The sequence below is a fragment of the Paenibacillus sp. CF095 genome, assembly GCF_900101225.1.
Classification (GTDB): Bacteria; Bacillota; Bacilli; order Paenibacillales; family Paenibacillaceae; genus Paenibacillus.
This window is the reverse complement of the sequence record NZ_FMZN01000001.1, coordinates 2,300,148-2,323,124: the sequence shown is the minus strand read 5'-3', so window position 1 is coordinate 2,323,124 and position 22,977 is coordinate 2,300,148. Positions and strand designations below refer to the sequence as shown.

At 44.6% G+C, this 22,977-nt stretch carries 17 protein-coding genes; 11 read left to right on the top strand and 6 right to left on the bottom strand.

All coding sequences use genetic code 11. The annotated features are described in order from the left end of the window. Window positions 1-11: 11 nt before the first annotated feature. Window positions 12-941, bottom strand: a complete 930-nt coding sequence (locus BLS69_RS10040) for a LysR family transcriptional regulator (RefSeq protein WP_091030987.1) — start codon at window positions 939-941, stop codon at window positions 12-14. 263 nt (window positions 942-1,204) lie between these two features. Between BLS69_RS10040 and BLS69_RS10035 the strand changes: the two genes are divergently transcribed. The 3 genes from BLS69_RS10035 to BLS69_RS10025 all read left to right on the top strand — a co-directional run bounded on the left by BLS69_RS10035 (window position 1,205) and on the right by BLS69_RS10025 (window position 4,287). Beyond that, a complete protein-coding gene (locus BLS69_RS10035; RefSeq protein ID WP_091030984.1) occupies window positions 1,205-1,792 on the top strand; it encodes a TetR/AcrR family transcriptional regulator in 588 nt (195 codons plus the stop codon). A gap of 68 nt (window positions 1,793-1,860) precedes the next feature. Continuing rightward, on the top strand, window positions 1,861-3,342 hold the full coding sequence (locus BLS69_RS10030) for a DHA2 family efflux MFS transporter permease subunit (protein WP_094030642.1): 1,482 nt from the start codon (window positions 1,861-1,863) through the stop codon (window positions 3,340-3,342). A gap of 297 nt (window positions 3,343-3,639) precedes the next feature. Continuing rightward, entirely contained in the window at window positions 3,640-4,287 is a 648-nt protein-coding gene (locus BLS69_RS10025; RefSeq protein ID WP_091030980.1) for a protein kinase family protein, read from the top strand. Between the two features lie 89 nt (window positions 4,288-4,376). Here the strand turns inward: BLS69_RS10025 and BLS69_RS10020 are convergent, their stop codons facing one another. After that, entirely contained in the window at window positions 4,377-5,354 is a 978-nt protein-coding gene (locus tag BLS69_RS10020) for an alpha/beta fold hydrolase (RefSeq protein WP_091030979.1), read from the bottom strand. Between the two features lie 460 nt (window positions 5,355-5,814). Between BLS69_RS10020 and BLS69_RS10015 the strand changes: the two genes are divergently transcribed. Then, entirely contained in the window at window positions 5,815-6,795 is a 981-nt protein-coding gene (locus BLS69_RS10015) for an MBL fold metallo-hydrolase (RefSeq protein ID WP_371129070.1), read from the top strand. Window positions 6,796-6,846: 51 nt separating this feature from the next. On the opposite strand, the gene BLS69_RS10010 is transcribed toward BLS69_RS10015, so the two are convergent. Beyond that, the gene (locus tag BLS69_RS10010) at window positions 6,847-7,428 is read right to left on the bottom strand and encodes a LysE family transporter (RefSeq protein WP_091030974.1); all 582 of its coding nucleotides are present in this window, start codon (window positions 7,426-7,428) and stop codon (window positions 6,847-6,849) included. Between the two features lie 129 nt (window positions 7,429-7,557). On the opposite strand from BLS69_RS10010, the gene BLS69_RS10005 reads away from it, so the two are divergent. Beyond that, window positions 7,558-8,112: a helix-turn-helix domain-containing protein gene (locus tag BLS69_RS10005; protein WP_091030971.1), complete on the top strand. Its 555-nt coding sequence runs from the start codon at window positions 7,558-7,560 to the stop codon at window positions 8,110-8,112. 140 nt (window positions 8,113-8,252) lie between these two features. On the opposite strand, the gene BLS69_RS10000 is transcribed toward BLS69_RS10005, so the two are convergent. Beyond that, window positions 8,253-10,670 carry an arabinan endo-1,5-alpha-L-arabinosidase AbnB gene (locus BLS69_RS10000; protein WP_091030968.1) on the bottom strand — a complete coding sequence of 806 codons (2,418 nt, stop codon included), beginning with the start codon at window positions 10,668-10,670 and terminating at the stop codon, window positions 8,253-8,255. Window positions 10,671-11,054: 384 nt separating this feature from the next. Between BLS69_RS10000 and BLS69_RS09995 the strand changes: the two genes are divergently transcribed. The 6 genes from BLS69_RS09995 (at window position 11,055) to BLS69_RS09970 (ending at window position 22,268) form a co-directional block, all read left to right on the top strand. Next, entirely contained in the window at window positions 11,055-14,795 is a 3,741-nt protein-coding gene (locus BLS69_RS09995; protein ID WP_091030965.1) for an alpha-L-arabinofuranosidase C-terminal domain-containing protein, read from the top strand. 147 nt (window positions 14,796-14,942) lie between these two features. Then, window positions 14,943-15,848, top strand: coding sequence for an ABC transporter permease (locus BLS69_RS09990; RefSeq protein ID WP_091030963.1), 906 nt, complete (start codon window positions 14,943-14,945; stop codon window positions 15,846-15,848). A gap of 15 nt (window positions 15,849-15,863) precedes the next feature. Continuing rightward, complete coding sequence (locus BLS69_RS09985; protein ID WP_091030961.1) at window positions 15,864-16,754, top strand: carbohydrate ABC transporter permease; 891 nt, start codon at window positions 15,864-15,866, stop codon at window positions 16,752-16,754. Between the two features lie 24 nt (window positions 16,755-16,778). Next, a complete protein-coding gene (locus BLS69_RS09980) occupies window positions 16,779-18,599 on the top strand; it encodes a sensor histidine kinase (RefSeq protein ID WP_256332270.1) in 1,821 nt (606 codons plus the stop codon). Window positions 18,600-18,603: 4 nt separating this feature from the next. Next, window positions 18,604-20,283: a response regulator gene (locus BLS69_RS09975; RefSeq protein WP_091030958.1), complete on the top strand. Its 1,680-nt coding sequence runs from the start codon at window positions 18,604-18,606 to the stop codon at window positions 20,281-20,283. A 341-nt stretch (window positions 20,284-20,624) separates the two neighbouring features. After that, a complete protein-coding gene (locus BLS69_RS09970) occupies window positions 20,625-22,268 on the top strand; it encodes an extracellular solute-binding protein (protein WP_091030956.1) in 1,644 nt (547 codons plus the stop codon). An 81-nt stretch (window positions 22,269-22,349) separates the two neighbouring features. On the opposite strand, the gene BLS69_RS09965 is transcribed toward BLS69_RS09970, so the two are convergent. Both BLS69_RS09965 and BLS69_RS09960 read right to left on the bottom strand, forming a co-directional pair. Further along, entirely contained in the window at window positions 22,350-22,610 is a 261-nt protein-coding gene (locus tag BLS69_RS09965) for a hypothetical protein (protein ID WP_091030953.1), read from the bottom strand. A gap of 95 nt (window positions 22,611-22,705) precedes the next feature. Further along, window positions 22,706-22,834 carry a DUF4023 family protein gene (locus BLS69_RS09960; protein WP_076211791.1) on the bottom strand — a complete coding sequence of 43 codons (129 nt, stop codon included), beginning with the start codon at window positions 22,832-22,834 and terminating at the stop codon, window positions 22,706-22,708. Window positions 22,835-22,977 lie beyond the last annotated feature (143 nt).

The following is a 22,977-nucleotide window of genomic DNA, read 5'->3' as shown; positions in this document are numbered from 1 at the left end:
GGCAAGTCATTTTATGGCAATGCCAGCTTGGAAGGAAGCTCGAACTCTGGAACATACAGATTACTTTGGAGTAGTGCGGTTCGAATATCCAGCATTAGTTTCTCGCTCGCAGTACCAAGCGGAGTATTTCGTTTACGCAAAACGCCCACGATGGGGCCAACCTTCAAATCGGCAATGGCTTGGATAACCGTTCCCGGAATGGCAGGAGAGATGGTTGCAATGGGAGCAATCGTTATGCCCAATTTGGCTTGTACATAATATTTGTGAGATCGGATATTACTTATTTCGATACCTTGATAATCACTGTCAATTTTCTCGGCCAACAGCTGCTCAATTCGAATTCGAATCGGGCAATTGGGAGGTGTGAACAGAAATGATTGACCCTTCAGATCCTGCAAATGTATTTCAGTAGCTTGAGCGAACGGATGCGTGTTGTACAATAATAAGGCCATGGGTTCAAAAAGTAGAGGGTGAAACTCGGTATCCAGACTGGTTTCTGGAGAAGGGCAGACGGCAAAATCAAGCTGTTCATCCACGACCAGCTCATTTAGCAACTTGCTGTCCCCAATACGGATGCTAAGTCTGATCTTTGGATTTTTCTCCACAAATGAAGACAGAATCGCCGGAAGTCTGTGGCTCGCTGTTGGCTCGGATACTCCGATTCGAACATAACCGGCTTGTCCTTGTTGGATATCCGAGATCGTATTCGTTAAGTACTCATATTCTTTAAGAAGCTGATCGGCTCTGGCGTAAAAAATTTTCCCCGCTTCCGTCAATTTAATCTTCTTTCCTCTGTCAATTAATTTCACACCGAGATCACCTTCAAGCTTCTGAATGTGTTGTGTGATGGCTGGTTGTGAATACTGCAATGCTTCTGCTGCCTGCTGAAAGCTTCCAAGCTTTACAATGGTTTGAAAGGTCTTAATCATTCGCATTTCCATGGCAAACACCTTTCTATAAGTATATGTTTTGAATAATGATTTACAATTTCTCGATTAGTATAGCACGATTAATACATACTATTCCAATTGGATTTTAAATATTTTAATGACCTGACCAAGAGCAGCCGCTTGGTTTATTTTCTTACTTCTGAACTGTTAACGTTTACATTAAAATTTGAAATAAAAATGATTGACAGTGTCGATCTGAGCGAGTTTAATTATATAGACCGATTGTTATAATTATTTGAAGGAAGTGGCTTTCGTTGAGTGAAAAGTCTAATGCTAGAGAGTCCATTGTCAGCACAGCAGCGAGACTGTTTTTTTCACAAGGATATCATGCGACCGGTCTGAATCAGATCATCAAAGAGAGTAGTACGCCGAAAGGGTCGTTGTATCATTATTTCCCGCATGGCAAGGAAGAGCTAGCGCACGAGTGTATTCAAAAAGCCAATGAACATATCCTGCAGACATTTGAGAAAACATTTGCAGCCCATGACAATACGGGGGACGCCATTCAGAGATTTATTCATGATTTGGCTCATGAAACAGAAGCAGCCGGGTTTACCGGATTTCTGCCATTCAGCTTCTGGGCAGCTGTGGAGACATCGTGTATTAGTCAGCAGTTGCGTATTGCATGTCAGGGTGTATTTTCAGATTGGCAGGATGTCATTAAGAAACATCTGATTCTGGATGGCGTTGGTGAAGAGAAGGCGCGGGAGACGGCACTTCTGATCATTTCTTTGATGGAGGGAGCACTGATTATCAGCCTGACAAATCAGGATAAACAGCCTCTGCTGACGGCTGCTGAGTATTTGTCGGTTGTGACGAAGAACGCCAAACAGATTCAATAAGTTATACCAAGAGATAGAGAAAAAGAAAGTTCGATACGTTTGAGGAGGATGGGATCGTGGAGGTTTCCATGAAGGCTGATTCTGCACAGAATCAACAAGAAACTAAGCAATACAAGGTTTTTCCGATTTTGTTCGCAATGCTGCTGAGCGGCTTTATTGGCCTGTTTGGGGAAACGGCATTAAACGTGGCTTTGACACCACTTATGGGTCTGCTTGAAGTTGGACCTACAACGATTCAATGGTTAACCACAGGTTACCTGCTTGTGTTGGGAATCCTGGTGCCGGTATCCGGTATGCTGTTGCAATGGTTTTCAACTAGACAGCTGTTCACAACGTCCCTGATTTTCTCCATTGCAGGCACATTTGTTGCTGCGCTTGCACCTAGCTTCGAAATTCTGTTGGTGGCACGGGTATTACAGGCTGTAGGTACAGCGCTGTTGCTGCCACTGATGTTTAACACGATATTGGTTATTTTCCCGATTGAAAAACGTGGTGCTGCCATGGGATTGATCGGTTTGGTTATCATGTTTGCGCCAGCAAGCGGTCCGAGTATCTCCGGTCTGATCCTGGCTAATCTGAGCTGGCACTGGATCTTCTGGATCTCCTTGCCGTTCTTCATTATCTCACTGGTATGTGGCTTGCTGTTCTTGCCGAATATTTCGAAATTGACCAAGCCCAAAATTGACGTACTGTCCATTATCCTTTCTACCCTTGGTTTTGGTGGTATCGTATACGGCTTCAGTAGCGCAGGGGGACACGGGGAAACTGGCGGAGGCTGGACTAGTCCGGTTGTTGTTGCCACTCTCGTTATTGGTGTGTTGTCCTTGCTGTTATTCAGTATCCGTCAGCTAAGAATGAAGCAGCCAATGATGGATCTGCGTGCATTCCGATATCCGATGTTCACGATTGGTCTGATCCTGATCTTCATCTCGATGATGATGATGCTGTCTTCGATGTTGATTCTGCCGATGTACTTGCAACAAGGTATGGCGGTTACAGCGTTGACTGCTGGACTAGTCCTGTTGCCAGGTAGCTTGCTGAATGGATTCTTGTCTCCAATCATGGGACGTCTGTTCGACAAGTTTGGTCCAAAATGGCTGGTTATTATCGGGATGGCTATCGTATCCGTTGTTTTGTTCCTGTATACAGGCATCGAAGCAACAACTTCCCTTGGCACGATCATTACATTGCACGTATTCATGATGGTTGGTATTTCCATGATCATGATGCCTGCACAAACGAACGGTTTGAACCAATTGCCTCCTGAGTTCTACCCTCACGGCACTGCGATTATGAATACACTGCAACAAGTCTCCGGTGCTATTGGTACGGCTGTGGCAGTAAGTATCCTGAGCGCAGGACAGACTCGATTCTTGAGCAGTGTGGCGAACCCTGAGACCCCGGAGAACCAGTTGGCTGGTTTCACGTCAGGTGTACAAAATGCATTTGTCTTTGCATTGGTTCTTGCCGTAATCGGACTGATCATTTCACTCTTTGTGAAACGGGTCAAAGTGGGAGCGCAAGCTGGACAACAAGGTCCAATGCATTAATTAATGTAAACTACGTAAAATGAAGAGCGATGCGTCCTTACCCATAAGGATGCATCGCTTTTTTCGTTATTTATTCTATCTTTTTTGGTGTTGACGTGAAACGGGTTACAGCCTTTAGAGTAAAAATGTAGCCGGAATACGGCGGTTTAAAGAATGAATTTCAGAGCAAATACTTCATGTTCCGGCAAAATTGTATATGTTCATACTAATATAAAAGGGTAATATAGAATGTATTAGTACAATTTTTAACCAATTCGAAAACGGTTTATATTTTAATTTACTCAAGGAGACATCGTTATGATCATCATCAATCCCATTGGCAATAACATCGAAAAGATGCTATTGCACTACGAAAAAAATGGCCATCTCACTCTACAGGCTTCGCTTATTAGTAATAGCTCGGTTGTATATAGATTGCAAGACTATTGTCTCAAGGTATACGCTTCACGTGCAAGATTGGATGGGGAGATGGAATGTGAAGCACTTAGGTCATTGCAGAGTAATCCTTATGCACCTAAATTGTATGCGTATTCACCAGGTGAGTACACCCTGACGGAGTGGATTGAAGCATTCAATCTGAAACAGTACCGTGAGAGATATGGACACATTCCTCCCAACTTGATATACGATATGTTTACGACGGAACTTCAGCAGATTCATGCTGGATATTGGGACTGGGATGTCATCCGATATGAGAATTTGCTCTGGACCGAGACAGGTGATGTAAAAAGAACGAACTTTTGGCTGTGTGAGCCTGTGAAATCCAGACGTGAGAGCTTATTTAACCAGATCATTCGGAGAATTGATAACATCTACAATGGGGATCGAACCGAAATGGAGGCGATGGAGCACTACTTTTATCGTCATCAGTTGACTTCATCAGAGATCGAACAAGCTTTCAATGATTTCAGGACTCAACGGCCAAGACTGGCGATAGCACAATAAATCTCATACTTAAAACCCCAAAGATATTAGAGATACCTTTGGGGTTTCTTTCATGATATAACATAGCCTTAACTTTAGCAGAGTGTACGTTACTTCTTCACTAGGGCCAATATTTCATCCGCAACGAGGTCAGGGCGATATTGATGGATGTAATGATCGGTATCTTTAATGGTTACCTGTTTTGAATCATCTGACCAAGATTTGAATTCTAATTGTGATTTATCCCATTCGGGTTCACTTGCACCAAGGTAATCAGCCGTCAGTATGGTGAGTGGAAACGCTAAGATTTGCTTGTGATCTACAACCACTTTGGCATTGGCAGCTATTTCACGTAATTCATCCAACGTGTTAGCATTACCATAGTTGTGCAACAGCGCAGTTGTATCCAATTTTTTCAGATCTTCGGGTACAAGTTTCAGTTCATTACGATTGGCATTGGAAGTTTCGACAACCAAGTCAGATTGCATTGAGAGGCGGAATAGTCCGGTTTGGATACGTAATTTATTCGCAAAACCACCAATTGTGTCTGCCAAAGAGTCATCGTCATTTGAATAATATTCGGGGCTTCCGCCATCAATCATGACGATACCCTTGACGAGATCCGGATATTTTTGTGCGAAACGGATGGTTTCCAGTGAGCCGAGTGAATGTCCAACTAATACATAAGGTGGCTTCTGTCCAGATACCTGCAACAACTCGTGTAATTCTTCAGCTACGGTATCGACATCACGTTTCTTATCGGTCTGATCACTGTATCCATAGCCAAATCGATCATATACAGCGAATTTTGTGTTGGGAGCAAGCTTTTCATATAATGGATAATAATCTACATAGGGATTAGCGGTCCCCCAGCCAGAAGCGAGCACTACTGTTACATCGCCTTCTCCACCAGTATATAGATGCATATTGTCTCCATGGACTTCGTACAGCTTTCCAGGGGGTACGAGTATTTTGGCATCCTGCCTTAAACCCACTTGTTGGTAGATCACGCCTGTACCCAGAAGCAACAGAATTACCGCGAGGTCAAATATCAAAAACTTAACTAATCTCTTACGCCATTTCTTCATGTTCTATCACATACTCTCCATGTATTTTCCCTATCATATAACTTCAATCTTATACGAGAGAAAACAGAGTCTTAATTCTATCTTAATTCAGTTTATTTTCGATCATGCGGGGAGGACGTGTTCTGCCGAAAATTGAATATCAACGGCCAATGAATTAATATATAGCTACGGTATAAGTTGAACTAAAGAATATTTACACTGCTCACTCCGATGACAGAATAACCTTCCGATCGCTGTTATCCCCAGATTTTTTTGATTCACTTTTATAACGGTGAAAATCTGGTGATAAAGGCGAGTTTATGCTTACGAACCAGCTTTCCCCAGAAAGCTTTTAGCTCCGCTTCTTCAGGTTATTTCTGTCCTCTACGTTCTAGTGTTAATGTGTAGTTCAACTGATATAGTTGAATATATCTCATCCAAATATTGAACCTAGATTGATTATATAGAACAGAAGGTATGTATAATGACAAAATACGAAAATCAGCTCCCGACATCAGCAGGCATGAACTTCAAGTCCCTGATCAGCATATTGAGAGATTCCATGCGTGGCAATGTAGAGCGGAGGCCATCGGGCACGATGCCAATGGAGATATGTGAACCCGCTGAAACCTTCAGTGCGTCGGATAATCCACAGGTTACATGGTTCGGACATTCGGCTTTTTTGCTTGAGATTGAAGGGCACAGGTTGCTCTTTGATCCGATGCTGGGTAATCGTCCATCCCCAGTATCCTGGGTGGGTACCAAACGTTACAGCACCAATTTACCGATTCAACCGGAGGATTTCCCAACGCTAGATGCAATCATTATATCGCATGACCATTATGATCATCTGGATTATGACTCCATTCGCAGATTAAAGGATAAAACAAAGCGATTTATCGTACCGCTTGGCGTCCGTCGTCGGTTGATTCAACTGGGTGTGCCTTCGGAACAGATTACCGAGCACAACTGGTGGGATGAGTTATCGTTCAAAGGTCTAACATTGGCTTGCACGCCAGCAAGACATTTCTCGGGCAGAGGATTATTCGACCGTAATTCTACTTTATGGTGTTCGTGGGTTATCGCTGGACAACATACTAAGGTGTTCTTTAGTGGTGACAGCGGATACGGTCCTCATTTCAAGGAAATTGGCAGTAAATACGGTCCATTTGACCTGACGTTGATGGAATGTGGGCAATATGACGAGCGGTGGTCCAACATTCATATGATGCCGGAAGAAACAGTGCAAGCACACTTGGATGTGGAGGGTAAGTTGCTTATCCCGATTCATTGGGCAGCATTTACGCTGGCCTACCATGCGTGGAATGAACCAGTTGAACGGATTACGAAGGCTGCACATGCTTTGAACGTTAAGATTGCAACTCCCAAAATCGGCGAGAAGGTTGTGCTTCATACGGAGGATTATCCTACACATCCATGGTGGAGACTGGAATTAGGATAAAAATAAAAGCGTTCAGCTCATCAAATGAGTGGACGCTTTTTCTGTTGCTTTTTACATCAGGATTGATAGTGCACTGTAAATTAACAACATACCCATGACGATATTAACAGGACGCTCGTATCTTAATAAAAAGCTCTGGAATAACATGCCACCGAACGCCCAGGTCATATTGGCACTAATACCGATGAAGGTGAGCAGTAAGGAAAATACAATTAATTGAATATGGGACTGCCCCAGAGGCAGAACAAAAACGGATATGGCAGTAAGCCCATACAGAATAACTTTGGGATTGATGAATTGCAGGGTGAACCCATATAGAAATGAATAATGATTGACCTTGTTTTCTTGCGAATCTGCAGGTTTACTTCGCATGATTTTGAGCGCCAGATAGAGCATGTACACACATCCTAACACGTTTAAAACGGGTGTGATCCTAGGAATATATTGATGAAGAATAAGGTTGAAATAACTGGACAGAAACATAATTAGCAGGCAGCCGGCTGCAACTCCACTGATAAACGGAAGGGTATTGCGGAACCCCCGATTTTTGGCATGCGTCATGGAAATGATATTGTTGGGTCCGGGTGTAAATGAAGCGATGATTGCATAGGTCACTAAAGGTATGATGTTCATGGTTCCTCCACGTTTTCTTAGTTGTATGATATAATGACCTGAAATGTACGTTATAGCGTACGGTCTTTATTATTGTACAACATGTGCGTTATATAGCACAACATAATTATAAAATGAGGAGGGTGGATTTTGAAAAACATTAATAGTATTCTTGCTCAGAACCTGAAACAGCTTAGGGAACAAAGAAAACTTAGTCTGGACAAGGTCGCCGAAATGTCTGGTATTAGCAAGACCATGCTTGGTCAGATTGAACGTGGTGAATCCAATCCATCCATTGCAACCGTATGGAAGATTGCTAATGGCCTGAAAACCTCCTTCACTGCTTTGATCCACGAGCCGAAGTCAGATACTACCGTTGTAACGGGAGATGATATTCAAGTATTGATGGAAGATGAGGGCAGGGTTCGAATATATCCGCATTTTCCTTTTGAAGAAGGACGTCGCTTTGAAATGTACATGATGGAGATGGATGTGGAATCTTCTTTAAGTGCTGAATCGCACATCGAAGGAACTGAAGAATTTATTACTGTTTTTGAGGGTGAAGTTACGATTCGGGTGGGGACGGAAGAATATATGGTGAGTTCAGGGGAGTCGATCCGTTTCCGAGCAGACAAGCCCCATGCCTATATTAATCCCGGAGCTTCGGCTATCAAGTTAAGCATGGTTATTTATTATTCGAAGTGAAGTGACAATAAAGCAGCCTGATGTAACGAACTGCAACTCCCTTGTTAGTCATGTCTAACAAAGGGTTCAGTTCAAAACATTGGCTGCTTTATTGATGTGTGCACTATAGAGCCCAACCGCTTGCGATAGTGGACTCTAAGTTAAGGCTTTTCTTTGGCCTGACGCTGGATTTCCTTGGCTGTTAATGCTTTATCATATACTCTTACGTTATCCAAGCTGCCTTTGTAGAACGGATCAGCCGCATAACGACTCTTGCCTACATAAGCTTCCGTTACCTGCAGATCTTTCGGGTTAAAAGTAATCTCAGAGCTACTAGCAACCGATGTACCATTTACATATAGAGTACCCACATCACCCTGAAGGGTTACAGCCACATGAACCCACTCTTTGGAAGGCAGTGGATTTGCTGCAATCAGGCTCTGATCCCGTCCCTCATTATGAATGGTGAATTGCAATGCCCCATTATGTTGGGAGGGAGTAAGGAACATATGCCTCGTCAAGCCATTTCCAAAGTCGAAAATACGTTGCCAAGACCCGCCGCCGTCCCAATTGACCCAGGCGCTAAACGTGAAATCCGTTGTATCTGTAATGAGTCCAGGTAACTGGATGTAACTGTCAGTCCCATTGAATGCAGCAGCCTGATTTTTGCCACTTGCAGCAGAACTGACCACGTTAAAGGCTTGTCCGTGATATTCGTTTTTGCTGTAATCCTGTGCGACTTTGCCAATTTTCTTGTGTTCAAAAGTATACTCCCCGAGCAATGGGCTTACCGCTTGCTGTGGAATGATAACGTTAAACGTTTTGGAGCTTACCGCAGTTCCTTTACGAATCGTTGCGGTTAATTTCACTTTGGCATCGCCCTTACCAGCGCGTGGTCGCTGCACTACACCTGTAGTGGATAGAGCCGAAGCATTGGAGCTTTTCCACGTAATGTCTGCATCACTTGTTCCCTTGGTAGGCAGAGACAGATTAAAGAACACTTGATCCGTATTGCTAATGCTCAGGTCCTTTTTCACCGCATCTACAATGTCCTGATCACTCCGTTCAACACCTTGACTTCCCCAGATGGCTATCCCGGAGGAGGAGAGGGCGCTAAAGGTCAGAACCGTACTTTGAGATTCAGAATTCCATTCATGTGTGAAAGTGCCTTTGTACACAATGTTATTCGAAGTGATCTGAACCTTGTTGTCTGCACCAAGACTCCATGTTCCTGTCACGGCACCATGAATCTGCCCATCTGCTGTGAACTGTACGGTCTGGGATGGCTTGATGTCCGCCGTGATGTCCTTGCCATGATTCACCCATTGGTACTGACCAGCGATCTCCTGAGTTGTCAGTTGCGTTGTATCTTCTCCCAAGGCCGCATAGCGATACGGAGAAACAACGGGCCAACCATCTGCATTCATATGCATCTCGTGTACGCGAACTTCATGCTCTTCGCCACGCCCTGGAAAGCGAGTATGGAAGATGAGAAATTGTTTGCCAGTCTCCGGATCAACATAAGCAGAGTTGTGTCCTGGCGATACATACCCGCTACCTAGGCCTGTGCCCGGATCACCGATCTGTCTCTCAAACAGGAAGTTCCCCATTAATTTGACTCCAAAAGGCTCAATAGAACGATCGTCAAACAACGGTTTATCCTTGTCCGCTTTAACGTTGATCATATCGTTTCCTTCAGCATCTAGGAAAGGTCCATCCGGTGTTTGGGAGCGAGCAACACGGATGTTGTATCCTCCGTCAGCACCTAGTCCACCGTAAGACAGGTATAGATAATAATAATCGGTTTCCGGACTATAGAGCATGTAAGGGGCTTCAATACGACTATGATTGCCTCCGGTCAGCTTTTTGCCATAACCTTGATTTGGCAGTGGTTTGCCTGTCGTCGCGTCCATCTCCAGAATGAAAATCCCTCCGGAATACGAGCCATACACCATCCATAACTTGCCGTTTTTATCATAGAAGACATCAGGATCAACCACATTGGGATGAATCGTTGCATCGTAAATGGTACCATCTTCACTGATCTGATCCCACATGCCGGATTTCAACAGAATGCCTTGATCCTTATAAGGCCCTTCGATATTGTCTGCGACAGCAATGCCGAGAGCTGATCGGGGAGAGTCGCCTTTACAAGCATTGTAGTACATATAAAATTTACCGTCGGCGAGCTGAATGACATCTGCCGCCCATAACGTATCCGTCTGCGCCCATTCCAGCGCTTCAGCGAATTCCTGGGTTACATTGGGGACAACAGGGTTGTTATCCGTAACACCCGATGCGACCAAATCCCAGTTCAGAAAGTCTTTGGACTTAGCCACTTGCAGGTGTGAACCAAAAATATAAAACGTATCATCCACCTTAATGACAGAAGGGTCATGAACGGAAACATTTTTGAATGATGGAGAAGGATTTGCGAAAGGTGTGGTGGAAGTCTGCGAGTTACCCACGGTTGCCCCTGAATCATTTGCGAACACCGAGACCGGTGCCAAAGTTGTTGCAGTAAGTAAAGTGGTGCTTAGTACAGAAATGTTAAGTACGCGAACCCAATAACGTTTCATACGTTTCCCCTTTCCTATTCCCCGGAATGAAAAATCAACCGATACTTGGCAACACACGATATAAGGTTCGGCAGACCTCCTTTGAGTATTTCGTCATATCAAGCGCTTTCATTTGTTATATTATCAATTGATTTATATGTTTGTAAACCATAAATCTAATGTTTCTAACAGTAAAATGAAAAATAAATAAGAGACGGAAAGAGCCGATAAAGGTCATTACATTCAAATAAACCAGTTGTCTTTCTCAAATTTAGGATTGAAATGGGGATCGATGATGCGATATTATTACGTTTAAGAAATGTGTTTAACTATTTATCAATCATTTTATATTAATACGAATTAAAATGTGAACCGACAATTCCCAACTACATAGGAGGTAAGAACATGAGCACATATCAAAATCAATTAATCGCACAATACACGTTCGAAGATGCCGTTCAGATCGGGAAGGACAGCTCCGGTAAGGGACATGATGGTATAGCCAAAGGTGAGATCCTACCTGTGGTATCCGAGTTGAAAGGTAGAACGGCGGTGACTTTCAACGGGGGAGCGAATGGAACCTCTTATCTGCAATTACCTTCGAATCTGCTTCGAGATGTAAGCGATAACACAGGAGTTACGATTGCCACTTGGGTGTTTCTGGGCAAGGGGTCCAATGTGTGGGAGCGCATTTTTGACTTTGGCAAAGGGGAGAAGGGACCATATTTATTTTTGACACGTCAGCTTCTGGGTACGTTATACGCCGGAGATAATCTGGTTGTCCACCCAAGTCGAGGAGTTGCAAGCGGAGAATGGTTGCATATTGCACTCTCCGTAGCAGGCAGCCAAGGGGGAACGTTGAGCAGTGCGGGTCCAATTGTATATGTGAATGGGGAGAAGGCCGCAGACGGCTCGATCAGTCAGACATCTAGTGGCAATTATGCCAAATTGCGCGAATGGTTTGATTCTTTCACCGATCCCGAAAATTATAGCCAGAATTATATTGGACGTTCCCAGTATGCAGCGGATGTGGATTTTGCAGGTTCGTTATCCGACTTTCGGATCTATGGGTCAGCGCTCACCATGGATGAAGTCATTGAAGTGATGTGTGAGTCACTGACAGATGAAGCGATTGTGAAGCTTGCGGCGGACAAGTACTTGTCCTTCTCCAACCGAATCATCACGAAGGATGTATCATTACCCGCAGACTTGCTGGGTGGTAAAGTGTCTGTTGAATGGAGCTCCAGTAAGCCGGAAGTCTTATCCGAGAGCGGAGAAGTTCAGGTGATCACATCAGCACAAGAGGTTACGCTCCGTGCGCTTCTGAACAGAGGTGATCGTAAGCTGAGCCAAAGCTTTGACGTGTCTGTTGTGCCAGCACATGTCGCTCCCTATACCGTCACCATCCATGGAGATCAGAAGGTGGCTGATATCAGTGAAGTCATGTATGGGCTTTTCTATGAGGATATTAACAACGCGGCAGATGGCGGAATCTATGCAGAGCTTGTTCAGAATCGATCATTTGAATCTTTTGCATTTGATACATACTCGCATGACTCTGGAGAATGTGGTTGTTCGACAGGTCGAAATCGTGAACCTTTGTTTGCCTGGTCAGGCGATACGGAGAAAATGCTCGTGCAGCATACGAATGGACTGAATGTTCACTTTAATGTGGAAGACCCTGAAGTAAATGCTTATTATGTCACGGTTCAGGATGGGGCAACGATTCGAAATCGTGGATTCTCAGACTCCAACCAGCATTGTGCCATGTCCATCAAGCAGGATGAATCATATAACTTTACCGTATGGGCAAAAGCAGAATTGGCAGGAACGATCACTATTCAATTGCAGGATGGAAGTGACACTTCCATCAGTGATTCGGTAACGCTGCATGTTGAAGGCGGGAACACATGGAAGAAATACGGTTTGTCTCTGATCGGAACGGAGACTGTACTTGGTCAACTGGCACTTACGTTTGCAGGTGACATCTCCATCGATATGGTGTCCTTAGTCCCTCAGAATGTATGGGGAGCTGATCCGGCAGAAGAAGGAATATCGTCTACAGCACATGCCAACTACACAGGTAATCCGAACTATCGATTGAGAAAAGATCTAATCCAGGCACTCGCAGATCTGCATCCGAAGTTCTTGCGTTTTCCGGGAGGATGTATCTCGGAGGGGTCATTTATCTGGGATAACGTATATGACTGGAAGGATTCTGTGGGTCCGGTTGAGCTCCGCAAAGAAAATTATAATGTCTGGGGTTACATGATGACGATGGGCCTCGGTTATATGGAGTACTTCCAACTGGCGGAAGATCTGAATGCTGCTCCAGTTCCAGTCATGGCTTGCGGTGTATTGTGTCAGGCACGCTCGGATTATGCTCACCCTGCGGGTGGCGCTTTAAGGGATTATTATATCCGGAACTTTACAGACCTGATCGACTTTGCGCTCAGTACAGACTTTGAACACAACGAATGGGCAGCCGTACGAAGCCAGATGGGCCATCCTGAACCGTTTGATCTTCGTTATCTGGGCGTAGGCAATGAGAACTGGGGCACTGAATTTTTTGCCAACTTCGAAGTATTCAAACGTTCGATAGATGATTACATGAAACAGAACTATCCTGATCATGAGCTGCACATTATCTCGACGGTTGGTGCTCAGGCGGATGATGATGCGTACCAAGAAGGATGGAAATTCCTCAGCGGGAATCTGACCGGATCAGCTCAGGTTGCTTTTGCAGATGGTACTGAGGTGATTGAAGAGACCGTAACCTGGTATGAGAACCAGGAGAATTACATGGATACCATCGCGGATGAGCACTATTATCGATCCAATGAATATCTGCTGAATAACGTAGATCGGTACAACTACTATGACCGGGCCTTTCATGAAGACGGAAGTATCGATTGGAAAGAAACATCCAAAGTATTTGTGGGAGAATATGCTTCCACGGACAAAAACACGCTGGCAGGTGCGGTTGCGGAAGCTGCGATCATGACTGGATTTGAAAAAAACGCGGACGTTGTTCGTTTGGCTGCCTATGCGCCATTGTTCAACAAAGTACTAACGGATGGTACTTACCGCTGGACGCCAGACTGCATCTGGTTTGATGATGAAACAGTATGGTATACACCGAATTATTATGTACAGCAGCTTTTTGCAAAATATGTAGGGGATCAGGTGCTTGAGACTTCATTCTCCACCTATAGCAAAGGCAAACCGCTGAATCTTATTCCTCGTGGGGGCATCGAGATTGCAACAGGTCATGCAGACATCGTGGTGAAGCGAGTCACGGTCACGTCCAATGTGGATGGCACCATACTGCTAGATGAAGATTTCAGGGAACGTACAGAGCCTAGTGAGGCATGGAGACAGATTCCAGGATCGGAAGGATATACGTTAACCGCAGGAAAAGGACTCATCTTGAACGCACAAGCAAGTGGATTAAATGGATTGTACCTGCTGAATGACGAATGGTCCAACTACAAGGTGCATGTTGAGGCTGAAAGAATCTCGGGTGAGGATGGTTTTTACATCGGTGTGGGACTGACGGATATCTCGCCGGAGAACAAGGATGTCATCGAGTACGCAATCAGTTACGGCGGGAACGCAACAGGCGTGAAGGTGTACAAACAAGGGATTGAGGGTTATACACTAGGAGACTATTCATCCAGCTCGGCAGCAGGTAACCTGAGAGCGGCCAATTATGAACCACTCGAGAATGGGACCGACTATACAATCACGGTTAACTATGGTGGGGATACAGGGAAAAATCTGATTTGTTCCTATACAGACGGACGTAATATCAGCAAGGTTCTGGATTACAAGCTGGAAGCTTACAACCGGGAAGTATTCCACTCTGTTACGAAAGATGAACGTCATGTGTATGTGAAACTGGTCAATGCAGATGGTGTAGATAAATCAACCCGGATTTGCCTTCAGGATCTGAAGGTTGATGATTCAGCCAGACTGATTACACTTACTGGAGAAGATCATTTGGTGGATATTCCGAATGTGAATCAGAAGAATGATGAGAAAGTGGTTCCCCAAGAACAGGAGATCACACTGTCCGAGACATCGGTGGTCGTTAACTTAACAGCTCATTCAGTGAATGTATTAGTTATGGATATTCTGAATTAAATTCATATCATGAACAAGAGACCGCGATTATCGCGGTTTTTTGGCGTTCCAGTGCAGAGGGTCAACAAAAGATACCCAAAGTAAATAGCCCACACTATTGCGGTGATCTGGCTGCTCCTATAATTAACGTTGAAGGAGGAGTCAGCTATGCGTTCCAACTACAAACAATTTATCCGAAACGTTCCGCTTCATCTCATGATTCTGCCTGGACTGCTCATTATTATTGTATTCGGTTACATTCCGATGGCGGGGCTCTCTATTGCCTTTCAGAATTTCTCTCCCATTGCCGGATTCAAAAATATGAATTGGGTGGGTTTGGACAATTTCAGGTATCTGTTCGATCTGCCGGGGTTCTCGCAGGTTGTATGGAATACGGTATTTATATCAACGATGAAAATTGTGTCCGGCTTGGTGATCCCGGTGCTTGTAGCCTTATTGCTCAACGAGGTTCGCAAGACAGGATTTAAGCGAACGATTCAGACGGTAATCTATATGCCTCACTTTTTCTCCTGGGTTATTCTGGCGGGAATCATCGTGGATGTGTTATCTCCAAGCACCGGGATCGTTAATATGTTGTTAAAAGCCGTGGGCATTGACCCAATTCAATTCCTGGCCAGTAATGAGTGGTTCCCTTACATACTTGTCATTACAGACCAATGGAAAGAATTCGGATTCGGGACCATTATCTATCTGGCTGCCCTCACGAATATTGATAAATCTCTGTATGAGGCCTCTGTTATGGATGGTGCGGGAAGATGGAAACAGACATGGCATATTACACTGCCAGGCATTCGCCCGATCGTAATTTTGATGGTAACGCTTAGTCTGGGAAACGTACTTAATGGTGGCTTTGACCAAGTGTTCAACCTCTATAATCCATTGGTATATCAATCAGGTGATATTCTGGATACGATGATCTACCGGATCGGATTGCAAGATGCACAGTATTCCGTCTCGACAGCGTTGGGTCTGATCAAATCTGTCGTGTCCTTCATATTTATCGGACTTGGTTATTTCTTGGCCTATCGGTTTGCGAATTATCGGATATTCTAGAAAGGAGGCAGAATCATGCACCACGCTTCAAGATCCTATCGGTGGTTTCTAGGGTTTAACTACGTCATCCTGACGATTCTTGCCTTGTTATGCCTGTTCCCGATTGTGAATATATTAGCGATTTCATTTAGTTCGAGTGATGCGGTCAAAGCAGGCAGTGTCACATTCTGGCCTGTGGATTTTACGTTGTCCTCCTATCAATACATTCTGGAAAATCAGCAATTCCTGAACTCATTCGGCACAAGCCTTCTTCGTGTCGTACTAGGAGTTACGACCAATCTGATCTTCACGATTCTGGTAGCTTATCCGCTCTCCAAAGAGGCTGCCAAATTCCGTTCAAGAACGTTCTATGCCTGGATATTCGTATTCACCATGTTATTCAGTGGAGGATTGATCCCTGGTTATCTGGTGGTTAAGGAAGCGGGGCTGCTGGATTCCATCTGGGCGTTGATTTTGCCAGGCGCTGTTCCGATCTTTAATGTACTTTTAATGCTTAATTTCTTCCGGGGATTACCGAAGGAGCTTGAAGAAGCTTCCTGGATGGATGGGGCAGGACATTTCCGCACCTTATGGAGCATTTATCTTCCAATCTCTCTGCCAAGTATCGCGACCATTACACTGTTCGCCATGGTGGGACACTGGAACGCCTGGTTCGATGGCATGATCTATATGAAGAGTCCGGAAGGTTATCCGCTTGCTACATATCTTCAGTCCATGTTGCAGCAGGTGACGATGATTCAGAGCGAGATGATGACGCTGGAGGATGCAACGCTCTTAAGTCAGGTATCGGATAGAACCACCCAAGCTTCCCAGATCTTTTTGTCCGTTATTCCGATCCTGCTCGTGTATCCGTTCCTGCAGAGGTATTTCGTTCATGGGCTTGTTGTCGGAAGTGTAAAGGGATAAGATCGATAGGAGGAAAACCGATGGATGGAAGGAGCCGATTTCTGGCTCCTTTTTTTGCTATTGATGAGAGAGCGTGAGGAGAGGAGGAGGGAAACATTGCGATTCATCCGGGGGAGATGGAGAGAATCATCCATTGTCGTCAAACTGATGATTGCTTTTGTACTGGTCATTTTGCCCTTGTATGGGATAAGCATTATGATTACGCAAGTCAGCTCCAATCAAATGCAGACGGAGGTGGAGAAGGCGCATGAATCCAAATTGTACTTCTACCATAATCATCTGCAATTCGAATTGGAGCGAATGAGTGCGCTGGTTACCGAATTTTCATTTGATGAAACCATGTCCACACTAAGTACACGAGCCGCAATTATGAGCAGATATGAAGTCACGTCCAGTCTGAACAATATCCACAATAAGCTGGCTCAGATCATGGTGACAAGTCCCTACATTAGTGATGTGGTGTACTATGTTCCTGCTCTACACAAACGGGTCAGTGCCGCGGACGGGATTCGCGACGTGGAGGATAACGAATGGCAGAATCTGCTCGCCTCGATGGGGAATCTGAATGGCGAATTATCATATTCCAATAACGATCTCTATTTCCTGAAAAGTAATCCATATAACATGAATCATGAGGAACCACCCAATTTCATATTAGGGATACGCTTGTCTGCTGAAGAATTGAAGCATCGTTTGCAGCAGCTGTCGGAAACGGGCGAAAGTGAGATTACACTGAGTTTTGGTGAACAGCAACATGTAGTGATCTCTTCTTCAGAACAGCCAGCACCTGTTAACCCGATTCGAACAGTTTCGCCTGAACCGTCCGAGTCCATGCAAGTTACGAAGTTTCAATCTGATCCATATCTCTATTATTCGTTACATGATAAGGATCACTCGTTCACCCTGACAGCCACTATACCGCAAGATGTGCTGAGGGCACCGCTGGAACAATACAACGTATGGTTATGGATGGTCACCTTCATGTCGGTTGTGATTATTATTGTCTTCTCGTTTTCGATCTACAGATCGATTCACCAACCGCTAGCGGTGCTCATTCGAGGATTCCGGATGGCAGAGCAGGGCCAGACAAGTGTACATATTCCTTCATCCAGAAGGGATGAATTCGGCTATTTGTACTCTCGATTCAACCATATGATAGAGCGCTTACATATTTTGATCGATGAGAATTATGTTGCACGGATTCGAACAAGTGAAGCGGAACTTAAACATCTGCAGTCCCAGATTCAACCTCACTTTTTATACAACAGTCTGTTCAGCATCAAGCAGATGGCTGAGGTGGAGAATGTGGAGCTCATTCAGGAATTCACTGACTATCTGGGTCAATATTTCAAGTACATGTCTCGGGATTCTCATACAGAGGTGTCGTTGGGGGCTGAAATTGACCATGCGCTGGTCTATGCATCCATTCAGAAAATCCGGTTTGGTTCGAGGATTCAATTGGAATTGGAGGATCTGGATGTGAGGTACAAAATGATTTCGATTCCCAGAGTTATTATCCAGCCGATCGTGGAAAATGTGTTTGAGCATGCACTAGCCAAACGTAGCCAAGGAGGAATTCTACAACTTTCGTACCAACAGGATCAGGACAAACTGTCCATTCGCATTGAGGATGATGGGGATCAGTTAACCGACGAAACGTTGAATTACCTGCAATCTGCCTTTGAGGAAATAGAGCGGAAACATGGAAACGAAGAGATAACCGGGCTCTTGAATGTGAATCAGCGATTAAGAATCAAATTCGGGGCTGCCTATGGTCTTACAGCGCAGCGAAGTGAGCTCGGTGGGTTGTGCATTATAGTGAAGATTCCATGGAAAGGGGAGTAGCGTTATGCAACGGATGCTTATTGTAGATGATGAACCCGTTATTTTGGATGGATTGTATGCTTTCTTTCAAAAGGCGAACTTTCAGGATATGGAGATTATTAAAGCATACTCTGCCTTTGAAGCCATCGATTGGCTGAACTCGGTCAAGATTGATATTGTACTCAGTGATATCTGTATGCCTGGCATGGATGGCATGCAGTTGATTGAGCAGATTATGGACCGGTGGCCACGATGCAAAGTTCTCTTGCTGACAGGTCATAACGAATTCGATTATGCACACCAAGCCATTCGCAATCCTTGCGTTGTTGATTATCTGTTAAAGACAGAGGGCATGAATCACATTCGGGCTGCGGTAGAACGGGCATTAACACAGATCTCGGAAGAGAATGATTTTCGCTACCAAGCTGCCTGGTTTCGCAGTAAATTGCCACGAGCGCTGCCCCAGTTACAGCGTCAATTGCTGCTGGATGTGCTAAAGCGAACGGATAGACATGATATTGTTTCACTTCAAGAAGAACTGGATGCTGTGCAGCTACCTTTCGAATCCGATCAACTCGTTATTCCAGTGATCATCCGGGTAGAGGAGTGGAACAACTATCAGTCTCAGGCGGATCGCAGTCTCATCCGCTATGCCGTTGCCAATGTTGCAGAAGAGCTACTGCAGGACAAAGCCAAGGTGAAAGCGATTGATCTGGACGCTCAGGTCATCGCGTGTTTTATTCAACCGCAGGAAGAGCTTCATTCACATGTGTCTACTACACAAGTGGAACGAGGGAGTCAGCTGGATAGCTGGGTACAGACCCTTCGTTTTGTCTATGGCACATTGGAGTCTGTGCAGCAATCCTGTGCGGACTGCTTGAACCTGTCTGTATCCATTATGGTCAGCGAGCAGGCGGTAGAGTGGAGCAGGGTTAATCAGGCAATCGGGCAGTTACGCCTGTCGATTCATGAGAGTCCGGGGCTTGGGATGGAGAAGCTACTGCGTGTAAATATCCAGGATGAATTACCTTACGCCCCTAGCATTATGAATCAACAGGGTGTTGTAACACTGCATCTGGATCAGATCAAACAGCGAATAACCGCCGGGGATCGGGAATGGATAGAGTCCTTCCATAAATGGACCGAGGCAGCGAAGGAGGGACTTCCGGATCCGTTCTTTCGCATGAAAACGTATACGGGTGCAGCGAGTGTACTCATTGAAGTCCTGCATGAACTGGGGTTATATGAATCGGCAATGGAAGAAATATCGCTGTCCCGAATGTTACATTTTGATATTCATACCGCATGGACCGATCTGGTCATCTTTTATCAATCGGCATACGAATGGATGATCTCCAAACGAAGCGATGCCCGCCTGAACGACCAATCACAGATTCTGATCACGATCCATCATTATATCAAGCACCATCTGGAGGATGACCTCTCACTCACACGGATCGCACAGGAAGTTTCTCTTAACCCTTCTTATCTGTCGCGTTGGTACAAACGAATTACAGGCAAAGGCATATCCGACTACATCCATGACCGCAGAGTGGAGCGAAGCAAAGAGTTGCTTCTGGGTTCTTCCTGCAAGATGCATGAAATATCCGCGAAAGTTGGATTTAGTGATCAGCATTATTTTTATCGTTTCTTCAAAAAAGCAACAGGCTGCACCCCTCAAGAGTATCGGGATCAGAAAAGTTAGATGATGTCTCAAATGGTAAATCAAAGATACCAGATGTCAACGGGATACACTCGAAGTGATAGCGCTTTCTTTATAAAATAAAAATATATATAAGATGAATACAATTAAACCATGAACGGAGAGAGCAAAAAGAACCTGAAGAAGCGGAGCTAAAAGCTTTCTGTGGAAAGCTACTTCGTAAGCATAAACTCGCCTTTATCAACAGATTTCTCCCTTGGAAAAAGGGATAAAGGAAATCTGGGGATAACAGTGATCGGAAGGTTATTCTGCTATCGGAGTGGTGTTTAATATTTATAGTTCATCTTATATACCTCACGGGAGGAGAAAAAAGGGGGATTCGCATGAATATATCATTCAAGAAGTTCTCATTATTAACATTAACCATGGTACTGGCCACCACACTTGCTGCCTGTTCGTCTGGTGCGGGAAGTGCCGAGAAGGAAGCTGAGTCGAACACACAGCAGGATGCGGGAGGACCACTTACGAAATATGACCCACCCATTAAATTGACTTCCACCATGAATGAAACGGGGAAAGAATCGCTCGCCCAAGGAGATACACACGCCAATAACATCTGGACCAGAGGGTACAAGGATGAACTCGGTATTGATGTAACGTACGAATGGATTGTTCCAGATGCCAATTATAACGATAAGATGAATGTCACGCTGGCGAGTGGTGATCTGCCGGATGTACTGAAAGTGAGTGCTGTTCAATTCGAACAACTGCATGAAGCGGGAATGCTGGAGGATCTGACCGAAGTATATGACAAGTATGCATCCGAACTGGTGAAGGAGTTCATGTCTGCTGAGGATGGAGCAGGTTTGAAACCGGTAACGAAGGATGGCAAAATATACGCCATGGTGAGTTTTCCAGGCTCGCTGGATTCCTCGGATATGATCTGGATTCGTCAGGATTGGCTGAAAAAGGTCGGTCTTGAAGCGCCCAAATCCATGCAGGATGTTATCCAGATTGCAGAAGCTTTTACCTTCGAAGATCCAGACGGAAATGGCAAAGATGATACGTACGGCATTGCGTTGAACAAAGATTTACCTATAAACGCGTTCTTGCTTGGTTATCATGGTTATCTCGAAACCTGGATTGAGGATGCTTCAGGTCAAGTCGTGAATGGGACGATCCAACCCGAAGTGAAAGAAGGATTACGTGAGCTTCAGACTCTGTATCAGAAGGGTGTGCTTGATCCCGAATTTGGCGTTAAGGATTTTGCTAAAATGATGGAGGATGTGAATGCAGGCAAGTCAGGCATGTTCTTCCTGCCACAATGGGCACCTTTTCAGGTTAGCAGCATGATCAAAAAAGACAAAAACATCGACTGGATGGCTTACCCGGTTCAATCGATTGATGATCAACCAGCAAAAACACAGAATCATCTTAGTCTGGGCGGTATATTTGCCGTTCGCAAAGGCTACGAGCATCCGGAAGCGTTAATCAAGTTGCTCAATTTCCAGGCTGAAAAAATGTTCGGTGAGTCTGCCAAGGAAGAACGGGCTGCTTACTTAAATGGACTGACAGGTCTTGGTTTTCATAATGCAACGGTCTCCAACCTGCCAGCCAACAAAAATGTGAAGGCACAGGATGAAGTGGAGCAGGCGCTCAAAACAGGAGATACGTCCGGATTGGAACTGGAAGCGAAGCTATTCTATGACGATATTATGGATTATCGGAATGGGAATCTCGACAAGTGGCATATGGAGCGCATCTTTGGCCCAGAGAGTTCACAAGGTGTGATTAAATATTATCGGGATAACGACCTTATTGTCATGAATGAATTCATCTATGCACCGACGAGAACAATGAATACGAAGCAAGCAACACTGGATAAACTGAGAGCCGAGACGTTTCTGAAAATCATCTATGGTAACTTGTCAATTGACGAGTTTGATAACTTTGTAGCCAATTGGAAGAAACTTGGCGGGGATCAGATCACACAAGAAGTAAATGATACCATCGCAGCTAACCAATAGAAGGACTAATTGATATAATCCAAGAATGAAAAATGAAAAAATGGTGCGCTCCTAAAGGGAGGCACCATTTTTTGATGCTGATCATTTGCGTTTCAATAACAGAACTCCACTGATCGCTGACGTTTTCTGGCGGTACACCACTTTGAATCCAATATCATTGTCCAACAAACAGTTTAATGCATTAATCAGTAATGCACCGGGAACCAGTGTGAATGTACATGGAGACGTATTACCAATCACGCGTACACTTTGGATTCTGCGCGCAGAACCGGGAATGAGCGGATTTCTAGACCAATAAATTAATACCAGATCCGGTTGTGGAACAGCATTGACACGAGCCATACTAATCATCTCTTTTCTATTAAAGGTTCTTAATAGTAGATGAAAAGTAGAGAAAAGGGTGTTAGACGGAAGACATGATGTTTAATAAATAGACTCTACTTATTCGTTGAGTGCTGTTTGGATGGCAACTTGTCCCCTGGCGTTCCCTTGCCGTTGTTTTTATTGTGACGCGCTTTTTCGGCATTTTCGTTAATTTTCTTCACAAAATCTTGAGTACTTTCCATTTAAAATTACAGCTCCTTCCACAAGCAAAATGTGTATTCCCGATTGTTAATATAACCACTGGAAAGTGATTTTATTTTGGTGACATCGCTAAATTTAATTTTGATTCCACATGCTTAGGTCAGTTGGGACATACTGGACATGG